General features: G+C 57.1%; 13 protein-coding genes. 8 read left to right on the top strand and 5 right to left on the bottom strand.

All coding sequences use genetic code 11. The annotated features are described in order from the left end of the window. Window positions 1–117 precede the first annotated feature (117 nt). The 5 genes from RF638_RS15530 to RF638_RS15550 all read left to right on the top strand — a co-directional run bounded on the left by RF638_RS15530 (window position 118) and on the right by RF638_RS15550 (window position 5,196). On the top strand, window positions 118–819 hold the full coding sequence (locus tag RF638_RS15530) for a hypothetical protein (protein ID WP_368842407.1): 702 nt from the start codon (window positions 118–120) through the stop codon (window positions 817–819). A gap of 1,198 nt (window positions 820–2,017) precedes the next feature. Further along, window positions 2,018–3,322 carry a replication initiation protein gene (locus RF638_RS15535; RefSeq protein ID WP_368842418.1) on the top strand — a complete coding sequence of 435 codons (1,305 nt, stop codon included), beginning with the start codon at window positions 2,018–2,020 and terminating at the stop codon, window positions 3,320–3,322. A 198-nt stretch (window positions 3,323–3,520) separates the two neighbouring features. Continuing rightward, entirely contained in the window at window positions 3,521–3,640 is a 120-nt protein-coding gene (locus RF638_RS15540; RefSeq protein WP_368842419.1) for a gallidermin family lantibiotic, read from the top strand. Between the two features lie 192 nt (window positions 3,641–3,832). Continuing rightward, window positions 3,833–4,291 carry a hypothetical protein gene (locus RF638_RS15545; RefSeq protein ID WP_368842408.1) on the top strand — a complete coding sequence of 153 codons (459 nt, stop codon included), beginning with the start codon at window positions 3,833–3,835 and terminating at the stop codon, window positions 4,289–4,291. Between the two features lie 461 nt (window positions 4,292–4,752). Further along, window positions 4,753–5,196, top strand: coding sequence for a hypothetical protein (locus RF638_RS15550; protein WP_368842409.1), 444 nt, complete (start codon window positions 4,753–4,755; stop codon window positions 5,194–5,196). Window positions 5,197–5,314: 118 nt separating this feature from the next. Here the strand turns inward: RF638_RS15550 and RF638_RS15555 are convergent, their stop codons facing one another. The 3 genes from RF638_RS15555 to RF638_RS15565 all read right to left on the bottom strand — a co-directional run bounded on the left by RF638_RS15555 (window position 5,315) and on the right by RF638_RS15565 (window position 6,525). After that, on the bottom strand, window positions 5,315–5,488 hold the full coding sequence (locus RF638_RS15555; RefSeq protein ID WP_368842410.1) for a hypothetical protein: 174 nt from the start codon (window positions 5,486–5,488) through the stop codon (window positions 5,315–5,317). Window positions 5,489–5,525: 37 nt separating this feature from the next. Then, on the bottom strand, window positions 5,526–5,777 hold the full coding sequence (locus RF638_RS15560; protein ID WP_368842411.1) for a hypothetical protein: 252 nt from the start codon (window positions 5,775–5,777) through the stop codon (window positions 5,526–5,528). A gap of 433 nt (window positions 5,778–6,210) precedes the next feature. Continuing rightward, window positions 6,211–6,525 (bottom strand): hypothetical protein, encoded by a 315-nt coding sequence (locus RF638_RS15565; protein WP_368842412.1) that lies wholly within the window; start codon window positions 6,523–6,525, stop codon window positions 6,211–6,213. Window positions 6,526–7,449: 924 nt separating this feature from the next. Between RF638_RS15565 and RF638_RS15570 the strand changes: the two genes are divergently transcribed. Further along, window positions 7,450–8,235: a hypothetical protein gene (locus RF638_RS15570; protein ID WP_368842413.1), complete on the top strand. Its 786-nt coding sequence runs from the start codon at window positions 7,450–7,452 to the stop codon at window positions 8,233–8,235. Between the two features lie 314 nt (window positions 8,236–8,549). On the opposite strand, the gene RF638_RS15575 is transcribed toward RF638_RS15570, so the two are convergent. After that, window positions 8,550–9,158, bottom strand: coding sequence for a hypothetical protein (locus RF638_RS15575; protein ID WP_368842414.1), 609 nt, complete (start codon window positions 9,156–9,158; stop codon window positions 8,550–8,552). A gap of 231 nt (window positions 9,159–9,389) precedes the next feature. Between RF638_RS15575 and RF638_RS15580 the strand changes: the two genes are divergently transcribed. Together RF638_RS15580 and RF638_RS15585 are read left to right on the top strand one after the other, a co-directional pair. Continuing rightward, window positions 9,390–10,211: a hypothetical protein gene (locus RF638_RS15580; RefSeq protein ID WP_368842415.1), complete on the top strand. Its 822-nt coding sequence runs from the start codon at window positions 9,390–9,392 to the stop codon at window positions 10,209–10,211. Window positions 10,212–10,223: 12 nt separating this feature from the next. Beyond that, entirely contained in the window at window positions 10,224–11,135 is a 912-nt protein-coding gene (locus RF638_RS15585) for a tyrosine-type recombinase/integrase (RefSeq protein ID WP_368842416.1), read from the top strand. Here the strand turns inward: RF638_RS15585 and RF638_RS15590 are convergent. Further along, window positions 11,132–11,575, bottom strand: coding sequence for a hypothetical protein (locus RF638_RS15590; protein ID WP_368842417.1), 444 nt, complete (start codon window positions 11,573–11,575; stop codon window positions 11,132–11,134). The two genes, RF638_RS15585 and RF638_RS15590, sit on opposite strands and share 4 nt — an antisense overlap. Window positions 11,576–11,803: the final 228 nt, after the last annotated feature.

An 11,803-nucleotide genomic window follows, 5' to 3' on the forward strand; every position in this document is an offset into this window, starting at 1 on the left:
AACACTGTAACCAGACTGCGGATCTTCAACAAGCCGCATAACCCCGTGTCCACCATCCGGGGTCAAGGCCACATTAAGGTTCCACAACATCCCGGTGCCAGGTGGCAGACTGGTCTCATGACCACAGAGGGAACACCCGAAACCGCATCAGATCAAGGCTCCATCGGGGCTACCACGGCGGTGTTCAGCATGAAAGAAGCCGCCAACGTGGCAGGTGTCAGCGTGAGCACCTTGCGGAGACGGCGTGAAGACCTGATAGGTGCCGGAGCGGATATCAGTGCAGATGGTTGGCAGGTGCCAATGACGGCCCTGGTGGCATGTGGTCTCATCGCAGGGGAAGGTCCGCAGAGGGAGCAACCGGGCGGCCGGCCTCAAGTACAGCCCCAGGAAGCATCCGATATGTCCGCGCAGCTCGAGGAGCTCACCTCGCAGGTGCGAGATCTGGAGCGGGAAGTCTCAGAATGGAGGAGGCGAGCCGAGGTAGCTGAAGCAAGGGCAGAGGAACGGGGTCGCGCGCTGGATGCTCTTCAGGTGGCAAATGAAGCTGAGCGCATGGCGCTGCGGATGCTCACCGCGGGAACATCACCGGCCCAGAATCCAGTACACCGCGAGCAGGGGCGTCAGGAGTGGCATCAAGAGGGGCCTCACGACACCTACCGCGAGACCACCATGGAGGGCCACCAGGGGCGTCATTCAGATGTTCGGCCTAGTCAAAATGGTGTCAACGGGGAGTTCAGACCAAGTGACGAAGCTTCGGAACAGGCCCCAAACGAGCAGTCTGAGCCCAAGGGTTTCTTCCGGCGCATGATGGGGTTGTAAGGAGGAGTCGTCGTGGTGAGAGCTAAGCGATGGATTGTTCCGGACGCAGCCAAGGAGATCGGCATCGCGGTCACAACGTTGTACCGATGGATTGACCGCGGTGAAGTGAAGACCGAATTGTCCCCTCGAGGTTTCGTGTTGATCGTCGATAAAGAGGTCCGTGAGCTCAAGGAAGAGGTGTACCGGAAAAAGGTGCTGCATGGAGGGACTCTTCCCAGAGGACCGGAGCCTGGGCTGTACCGCCGGATGCCACGAAATCACCGTCAGCGGAACGGTTCTTAGCCCCAAAAAATATTATGAGTGCTTCATTAGCTAACTTTTAAAGGTACCTTTTGGATCGTGACGCCAAAACGGGCCGGCCAGGACAGCTTCTGCCGCTAAGACAACTATGCCTGGTTGAGTGTTCCCTTAAACGCTGCCTCGACCTTGTGGCACGGGGCCCAAAGTCTTCCAAAGTGATCGATTTGGTCTAGAATGGTAGACGACCAGGTACATCCGAGGTTCGTTTCTAGCCCCAGCGGTGGCAACTCGAATCTTTTCGAACTGAGGATGACCTGCGAGAAGGCCTCGGTGAGTTGGCGCTCCCGGGGTCTTCGTTTTGTCTAAGGCTCTGACCTGGGACGACGCGCCGAAAGGCTCTGATTGACGACTCGTTGCGCCGTCGTGCGCTACTCTCTTATAAAGCGTAAAATACGCTACTTGATATTCAGCGCCAACTGAATATCGGGAAGATTCGAGCAGAGAGTAACCGCAAAAAATGATTCCTCCCGCCTCTATCGAGGCACGCCTAAAAGTACCTGCTTTCAGTACGACTGATATCAATTCCCAGATTGCCCAAATCGGCGGTATTTTTCGGGAAATTCCACTTCGAAAAATTGATCCGCTCCTCAAAAGGGCACTTGGTGGAAATTGGCTCACTGAAATATTTTCCCTGCGGGATTACCTCCCCGGTTTCGACGGGACATGCCAGGGCCTCACCGGGAGCCAAAAGCGGCATCTATGGGAGCACATGGCGTGGGGGGTCAAGACCTACACGGTGGTCGAGGCCCCATGGACTGATCAAAATGGGCGGATGCGTCACGATCAGCACGGTCGCATTGTCTGGGCGAAGCCCGGCAAGTACACGGTGACTAGGGACAACATTGGCACCTTTCGCAAGATTCAGATGGCCGGCCCAAGGTACACGGCGCTCCTGGCGATGGAATCTGACGACCCGGAGACCTTGCAAAAGCTGATCGACTTTGGGGCTGCTCCGAATCTCGTGGCCGTCCGTACCTCGAGGGAAGACAAAGGTTCGGGAAAGGTGTCACGGCCCGGTCAGTGGCAGGCCATTTGGCTTCTGAATTCGCCGGTGAAGTTCAAAGACGCTGAAGGAAATCGGACCAAATCTGCCGTTCTCTACCGGGCGGTCCAGAAGACCATTGCGCATCTCACCGGTGGTGACCGGGCCTTTACCGGACGGATTATGCGGAATCCCTTCCATGATGACCAGGATTACGACTGGCAATGGGTGCACTATCAAAAGTACGGCTTGAATGATCTCAAAGCTGCTTGTCTGAAATCGGGGTACCACGTGGACCGCGCCCGGTATCTCCCGGGACATCATCGATCACTTCCGACCAAGGATGCACCGAAGCAGGAGACCCTGCTTGATGATCAGCACGAAACAAGACCGGCCGAGGGGGAGCAGCAGTGGGTGGACCGCATCATTCAGGAAGGCCTTGATTTTGCTCGCAATTCTGCGGTGTTCACCGCGCTGAGTAGGCGGTCCACTTCGTGGCGGCTCTCCGGTAAGCCAGTGCAGTGGGATGACCTCTTGCACTACGCAGAGCACCTGAACCGACTGCTCAAAGCGCATTCCCCAAAGAGTGGCCTGGAGCCGCAGGAGCTCCGCGGAATTGTCCAATCCGTGTACAACTGGGGACCGAACCGGGCAAGTCGCCGATCTGACTGGACTCCACCAAAGCGGGGCGGGTCCTGGAATATGCGTCCTAAAGCTGAGGGCCTCTACGGCGGCCATTTTTCCCTAGAGCAGTGCTCAAAAGGTGGGGTCACCACGTGGCGACGACACGGGGAGCAGCTCCTCAAACTTCGGCTCCCAAAGGCGCGGCAGCGATCCCAGGATGTCAGGTCGGAGAGGTCGCGAACCAAGATGGCCAGGATATGGAGGCTGCATTGTGGGGGGTCATCTGTCAGGGGGATCATCGAGGGGACGGGGTACCCGAGGTCTACTGTCTATGCGCTGCTCTCTAGGGCTAGGCGGGAGCTCTCTATGAGGGGCACTAGAACGATCTCTCTGACAGAACGCTCTACAAATGAGACACCTCACAATAAATCAGCAAATCATGGCTCAGTTCGTCCTGATGGGGGACCGCAGAAGAGCCCCGAGAACGACTTTGACCTCCCAGAGATGCCCTTGAAGCTCAGCAGACGTCGCAAAAAGGCGCAAAGGCTCGCCAAGATGGACGCCACGGAGCCGAGTTCGCGGGAACAATCTGCTTAGTGCAACTCCCCTCAATGCTCATCTGAGCGCCTCAAGTGGCTCTCGACGAGTATTCGCTCGACGCGAGCATCACGGAGCGTCAAAGGCGTCTTGACGGGTCTCCAGGAGTGTCATCAAGACGTCGATTCGAGTATCAGCGCTTTCGGATCTGCTTCAGCAGCGAGGTGGGCGCTTGTCCGCGTTTTGCCCTAGCGCGAGCTGCCTCAAGCTTCGGCCAGGTCCGAGTCTCACCGTCTTTGCACTCCGGGATGTCATCGAACAGGCCGCCGCCACGTTCTTCGATCTCCTGCTCCTCGAGGACGATGCGATCCTCCGTAGCCACTTTGGGCATTTTTCGCGGTGCGCGGCGTCTTGCCATGGGAGAAGATCCTTTCAGTGGGGGGATGCTGCCTCTTCCATCATGGGGTATGTAGTGCCGAGATCCCCCGAGAGAACGGGACTCAATTTGCGGATCTCCTCAGTGCACACCTATGGCAACACCGTGTCAGTGGGGTGGCCCATACTGTGCGCATGGCTGACGATGATCTCCCCCTGCCCATTGTTGAATCAACCGATCAAGAAGCCCTTACTGAGGCCTTCGGGTCACCCGATGCTGAGCCGGATCCATATACCCCTCGAGGCACTGCATTCCTGTGGTGGCAGGCGCTGCAAGACCCGGTTCATTACCGGAATGCTCTGGATAATCTCTCAACCAATCCTTCGGCGTGGAATGGATATCGCCAAGCGGCTGATCTCATCGCAGACCTTTCCATGTTGACTGGAGTGGAGGACAACGAAGAGGATCCGGATATTAAGTACGTCCGGTTCATCCATTACGAAGGCGCCTCTAGCGGTCAGGTGTTCGAGGATGCGGAGATGAGGGACTTCTTTGTCCTCACCGTTGTGAAGCCCGAGGAGTCAGACTGGTGGCTGGTCTGGGGATTGAGTGATAGCTATTTCCCGTCACGAGATGAAGTACGCGACCTCTGACAACCTGGCGCTTCGCTCAATGCGCATTTGAGACGCTGAATTGCGCGATCTCTTAGCGAGCTACGCCAAGATCCTCGCGGGACATCAGAGGCGCCATAGCGGGTCCCCAGGAGCGTCGTGTCGATTCGAGCGAGAAGAAGACGAGTTCGGGAAACTTCAACGGGCCGATGTTGGTTCCCCTGCCTTCGCCCCGGAGCTGCGCTCTCAATCGCTGCTCGTTCCCGAACTCGTCTATATCTATCTGACTAGGCATAACGTAAAATGTCCAGCCCCTTGAGACCCCTTCTGGAACCTGCCACAGCATCGTTTTAAGCCGGCCCAATGAGTATCCCCGAATCATCTCATGGAGGTAGCAGGTTGACAGCTACTCACAAATCTGACAATCTGAGTCTTGAGACAAAGATTCTAGAGAATCTGATTCTCGTCAAATTCATTCTTACCTACCACCACAAGGAGTCACCATGAAGATCACGACCCCTCAGCTACGACAGGCTGTACCTACTCTGGCCAATCTGGCCCTAGGGAAGCACGGCAGCTTGGACTACGACCCAGCAACTGGCGAGTCCATCCTCGAGTTGAACGACGACCGCAGCTGGGTAGCAGTCGTGACGGTACGAACCTCTCAGACGGATACTCCGCAGATCGGAGTTCGCCATAAGACCATCGAGAAGGCACGCATTGCCAACGAATCTGCTGCACCAAATGGCGTCGCCATCTTGTACACCTGGCTAGCTGACAACGCTGTTTATTTGGTTTGCGCGGAGGAGAACTCCATTAAGGAAATCGCAGAGCCTGGCGGACTCTTTGCCGTTTCGGAGGAAATGATGTACATCCGCCGGGATCGATTTGAAGAAGCCAAGGCTTCGGAGGCCACGATTTTCACGGCCCGCTGGAGTCTGTCATAAGGAGACCCGAGATCAGGCCCATGATCGAGACGCGGCGTCGAGAGGGGATCAACAGATCCCGCTCAATTCGATTCTGAGGCTCCGGATTTAGAGGCTAAGCGAGACCCGTCAGAGAGCATCAGTGACGCCCTGACGGGTCTCCTTCTTCGTCCTCGTCGTCGCTCGCCACGAGATCCTCTCCGCTCCACACCTTCTCGAGATCCTTGACTCGGAAGTGCTCCTTCTCCTCTCCACCTTCACCGTCATCGATGAACCGGAACAGCGGCTTTTCGGGATCAAACTTCTCTGACATAACTCTCTCCCTCTCGACCTTCTGACCGCAGCGCGGCCTATCCGTAACTCACACCATCAGTGCGCCCGGGGGATTGCTCACGGCTACGGCGCTTTTGCGATGCATAGGTGGTGCCGTCCTCGATCTGGGATTTGTTTCGCCTCATCTGCGCGGCAGCCTTTCGCAGCTCGAGGCCCATGTCGATCTGCTCCTCCTCTGGCTTGGTTTCCTCTCGTTTTGAGGCGCGCTGTTGCTCCCTCTTGCGCGCTAATGAGTGCGGCTGACCTGGCTTCTTTTTACTCTTCGACATGGCTTCCTCTCCCTCTTCTTGGTACCGGGTTAGGTCTTGTTGAAGGTAGCCCTCGGGTCACCGCGAACACCTTTTGACCTGGACTGATACCCCTGGACACCCCACCTTGGATGCTCGGTGACACCAGGTTATGACCGCTCGTGATACCCCTCAAAGACCGCTCCTGACAACAGGCTCCTTACCTGGCCACGACACCTCGTAAACCGCCTCGAGGTAAGCCAGATCCTCGAGGATCTCATCGGTGAGCTCGGCCTCTACACCTGCCAGATACTGCCCCAATGCCGGCGGCCAAGACGGGCCATAACATCGCCGCGCCCTGTCCAGCCTGTCTCCCAAGTCCATGAGCATCTTTCCCTCTTGCGGTCGTCGTCGATCTTTAAGAAATTAGCTCCCACGGCGACCAAAAGGACAGCCCCGAAGAGACATCCAACCGCTACATGCCGCGCCGTTTCTCCGCGTGCGGATCATCGAAAGACTGCTCTGGATGAGGCGCACCCCTCTTCACCCGATGAGCACCAGGAGGGAACTGTTTCACCCCGATTGGACCGAGCAGAATCTCCACCTCACGGCGACTGAGAAGGCCCTCCTCATAGGCCCGCCACATGGCATTTTCTGCCTCGGCCGGTCCCTCACTATGCGCGGCAAGAAGCTCCTGGAGCATTACCATCAGCTCCTTAGTGCTGAGCTGCCCAACCTGCCTCGATGCGGTCAACTCCAGCACCCGATACTCCAAATCAACTTCATCCATCACAGCTCCCCCTTGCTCATCGACCGACACATCCACGTGTCACCATCGAGCCTAGAGAAAACCGGCCTGACACGTGATGAGGATGCGGCTGTACAGAGCTATGCGGGGGTGTCCAAGACGTCCTAATCAACGTACATACGTACTGAGACCCGTGAGGGTACCCTCAACGCCCGCAGTATCTTCTAGTCGAGTCCTCATGTAGATATACCTATCCGCATTTTCCATTCTGCATCCCCCTTTTCCTCACATTGAGATCCCCAAGGCGGATCAACGAGATGCCCCAATGAGCTGACCCAAGGCGCAGCTCCAAGGAGAGGTCCACAAGGACAAGATGAGGACCAAGAGGATGTATTGATCGGGCCGACCCGCCCGATGGCTTCCCGCTCAGTTACGCCCAGCCGCGGAGCAGCGCAGAGTCCTCCTCGTCCTCTTTGAACACCTCGCCTCGCAACTCCCCATCGCTCGAGGTCATCAGGCCACGACGTTCCGCACGTCTAGAGGTCACCGCGCCACGCAGCTCCGCCGCTAGAGGTCATCAGGCCGAGCACTCCGCGTAGCCCGAACCTCGCGCAAAGCCCCACTACGAGAACCCCTTCGAGTCCGCCCCCCTCTTTCTTGATAGTCGCTCGCGCGAACCGGACACGAGGAGGTACGACGACGTGAACGGAAAGGGAAGGAACGAACTGCGGGAGGCACCCCGCGAACCCCGCGCGGATTGGGCTGCGGCGCGGCGGCGGAACGGTGAAACCAGCGGTGCAGGGAGCAGGGTGCGGTGGGGAACGGGCTGCGGAAAACCAAAACAGGAAGCGATGAGCAGGGAGAAAGCAGCTGTATCTTGCCCTGTTCCCTAACGGTGTCTGCTCCTGCCCCTATGCTGAACCCAACAGGCTGAAAACCAGCACGAGCACAGAAAGTGGAGTCAAGATGCTGCGGGAGTTTCTGTACCTGGATACCTTACTGGTGGACAACTATCTGGCACAGGTGGAGGACGGCCTCTACGACGAAACCCAGCAGCGCGAGATGGGCGCCGTAGGAGGCGAAGGGAACCTCTCGATGAACATGGGAGTCGTGCAGGGCGGTCTCGGTGGAAACGGATCTTCCGAGAAGGAAGCGGCACGGACCTATCGCCAGACTCCGGAGAGTCGGTTCAACCGGCTGTACGAGAAGCTGCAAGCACGGTCCGTCGAGGACTTTACGAAGAATCTCTGGGGTGACCTGAAGCGCGGGGAGGTCCTCGACGTTGAGTGCGAACTGGAGATCCCAAGCATGGCGCGGCTCATGGTCCAGGGCGAACAGCTGTCCGACTTCGCCAGTTTGGTGCGCACCTTCTCCCCTGATGCGATCAGCGCTCAGGACGAGGAGGCTCTGACCGGGTTCCAGGCGCTCAGTTCTCGCGGCGGCAATAATCGGTTCATTGCTACCGGAGAGCTCGGTACTGAGGCTCCCGTCTTCGCATTCAAACTGTCGAAGGAAAGCCTCCGCACCGACATGGACAGCCTCGAGGGAGAGGTCAACGTGGTCGGCAAGATGGAGCGCAAGTGGCCCGAGGGCGAGAGCCACTCCTTGCTGGACATTCCGGGCCTGAGTCTGATGAGCCGCAAAGACCGACGAGCGGCAGCGAGACAGAAGGGGCCCAATCAGTCTGCACCCGAAGGCATGGAGCTGGACGGCCCAGGTGTGTCTATGAGTGTGATTGCAATCTACCGCTGATCACCCAAGCAGCGTTCCCTGGTCGACTATTTTCACGTCACGCTGAGCTGAGACGTACGAGACCAGAGCTACTGGAAGGGCCGACCTGTTACCCACCAGTGACAACTCTGGACTTGTTCGGTCAGCTGATGTCCCCCTCCGACTCCTGATCAGTTGCGTCTCACTCTGATCATAGGCCGGAGCTTGAGCGCACCGCTGGCGAGAGGAGAGTGCATCTGCTATCTTTAGCGTCAAGAAGGTGAGGACAAGGTCCCTCATCATGAGTTAGAAGAGTCTGTAGGACAAGTCGCGCCTGCAGGCTCTTTCTTTTTGTCCTAATGCTCGGGACGCTGTTTCAAGACTTGAGAGACCTTGCTGGCACCAGTCAGCCAGTCAGCAACAACAGGTTCTATGCTTCTGACTAGGTCAAAAGCGTTCCTCATTTTATCTTGAACATCTACCGTAAGCAGTGGCTCCATGTGTGCAACTCGGTTGCGAAGATGATGGATGTGCACCACTCGCCAGTAAGTCTCGTACCCGTCGGAGTCATTCGCCTGAGGGAAAGCAAAAACTAGGGCGTCCCGCCACAGTCGCTGCCGATTCTTGTTCTCGGTTGTCTCGGCAGAAGCATTAGGTGCATGGTTTGGTAGAAGTTCTTTCCACATCCCGAAAGTGACCTGCGCCAGAACATCGTCGTGATGAGGCTGCTGCCCATACCGCTGATGACCTGGCTGGCGCTTATCGGCTTCACTTTTAGCGCGGTTAAGTGCTTCCTTCCGCTTACCCTGCGTCAAGCTGCGGAGTGGCGCTTCAGGGTCAGTTAGTAGCCATTCCTCGGCGCCACCTTCTTGCTTGTTCCAGATCCTGAGTTGAGCATCCATCGAGTTCCGGAGAACTACCTCTGTAACGCCTAGAACCTGTTGGACCGAAGCCGTCAGTTCCATGTGCCATTTATAGAGGGAGAGGGCAAGCTTCTCGTTCCCATGGGAGGCGTCTATGTATGGACGCAGCCGAGACTCATGAAGTGCCTGAATTATTACCCGACGTGAACTCTTCTGCATCTTCTTAGTATCCCTTTTCACAGGGGAACTCGCTTTATCAACACTGGTCAGTCTTTAGTTGATTAGAACCCTCATAATATCTCTTATGAGGGTAAATCGGCGTAGACTGATGCCATGCTTCCATCCCAGAGACGCCGCTTAGAGGAAAATGCTCGACTTGATGCTGAGGGTGCTCCTTGGCAGTCAGAGATCAGTGATCGCGCACGTAAGCGAATCGCTGCGGTATGGGACAAATTCCAAACCGAACGTTGGATAGACCCCTACGAACTCGCACATCATTTTCAACTCTTAACCAGCTGGACATCAGTAGCGGGCCAATTGAACTCTAACGACCTCATCAGATGTGAAGACAACCTGGTGACTCTCGATATGATCGCCGCCCTTCCTGTACTGGTTCGGGACCAACGTCACCGTGATCTGTACGAAGAAGTCGTCAACAGTATCCTGAACGAAGAGCGGATCGGCCATAAGTTCCTCGATGGCGAGCTGGTCGCGTTCCAAGATGACGAACTGATGCAAGGGGTCGTCGAACCGGCCCTAAAACTCCTAATCAGTCGGCAGTTCGAGGGCGCACAGAAGTCCTACCGCGAGGCGCTCGAACAGATCAGCCACGAAAAGGCCGGCAACGCCATCACCTACGCCGGGACGGCTCTTCAAGAAACGCTCAAGGCCCTCGAATGCAAGGGAAATGTGCTGGGCGATCTGATCAGGGATGCGAAGAGCAAAGGAATTCTTGGTGATCGGGATGCCCCATTAACAGAGGGAGTTCAGCGGTTTCTCTCCTGGTCAGCAGCTGAGCGCAACCAGAACAGTGATGCCCATCGATATTCAGAGGCCCCGATCGAGGATGCCTGGCTGATGGTCCACATCGTCGGAGCGTTGATCGTGCGGCTGACATCGGGAGAACCCCGTCAACCCGTTCAGGCGAACAAATAGGCCGTGGTGTCCATGGATCTCACCCAGAAAGCAGCGCAAGACAACGGGCAGGAGTACGCCCAGCTCATCCGCGCGTGGCTGGCCTCCTACGGTTCGGACAACACGAGGACGGCTTACCGCAATGACGTCCTGCTGTTCCTTGAGTACTTGGACGCCTCGGGGTTGGACTTGCTGGAGGTCCGCAGGTCCCATGTGGATGTCTTCGCCCGGGTTCGGGAGCAAGACGGGGACTCTGCAGCCACGACCGCACGGCGATTAGCCGCAGTGTCCTCTTTATATAGGTATGCGGTGACAGAAGGGCGACTCAGCGCAAGCCCTGCGGATCACGTACGGCGCCCAACGGTGGATCAAGACAGCAGCACGACGGCGGCGTTGACCAGGCGTGAGGCCGAGGACCTGTTGACGGTCGCGCGGATGCATTCTCCAAGGGCCGGCGCCCTGGTTGACCTACTACTCACGACCGGGATGCGAATCTCCGAGGCATTGACCGCGCGAGTCTCCGGACTGTCATCGGATCGCGTGGTGATCACCCGCAAGGGCGGCAAAACCGCGGCGGTCTGGCTTCCCGATCACACCGTGGAGGCTCTCCGTGCAATTACCGAGACCACAGGGGAAGAAATCACTCGAGGGGATGAGCTAGATGGGTTGATCTTCACGACCGGGAGCGGCAATCAGTGGGATCGAACCGACGTAGCCAAGTTGCTGCGCCGTTTGGGGCGACATGCCGGCATCTCCAGGGGAGTCACTCCGCACGTCCTCCGGCACACTCACGCGACCTTGGCCCTAGAGCTGGGTGTCCCGCTACATCACTTGCAGGACTCCTTGGGGCACAAGGACCCAAGGACCACGAGGCGGTACGACCATGCACGCAGCCGGTTGGAGAACAGCTCGGCACACAAGGTGGGGGCGTTGTTCGGACCTTAGTTGTCCAGCGTGAAAGACCCGAAGGACCATCCTGATATGGAATCCAGCTTGATACGCAACAATTTAGGCTCCAACGCAGTCACCCCACCTTGGGAGCTCTGGACTATTGCAGCGTTCTTGAGGTGGATGAAGTGCCGCTTTGGCTGCGAGTCATGATCGTCCTCCGCCTCCCTCGCTTCGCTGGCCGCTTGATCTGCAATGACTCGGTCCTCCACTTCCTGGGCCTTCACTCTCTTACCCGTGTCGAGATATACCTGTGAGAGTTCCCGCCCACTCTCATGCCCAAGTCCTTCGAAAATCTGGGCTACCTTCTCAAAATATTCAGATGCCGGGATTACATCTCCCTGCACTATCTGGCCATCAGTCAATAGAGTGATGTTCATAGTGGCACCCCTCTCCGCGAGAGGGATCAAGGTATTAAGCACTACGTCCGTGGTCATTTCTTCTCCAGCCCCTTGGGATTCGCTCTCTACTCTATGGGCAATTCAACCACCCAGTTCAGACAATCACATGTAACCCCTATGAGGCCCTCCAGATTTGGAACCCCCTGCAACCATGAAACCCGGTATCTGACACCTATTGATACCTACCTCTCATTGGCCTTGACCCCGGGCGGTGGACACCTTGTAAGAGAGGATGTTCATCATGGGAAGACAGCGTCGGGAGTT

It is taken from the genome of Kocuria sp. CPCC 205235, from assembly GCF_040980905.1.
GTDB classification, from domain to species: domain Bacteria; phylum Actinomycetota; class Actinomycetes; order Actinomycetales; family Micrococcaceae; genus Kocuria; species Kocuria carniphila.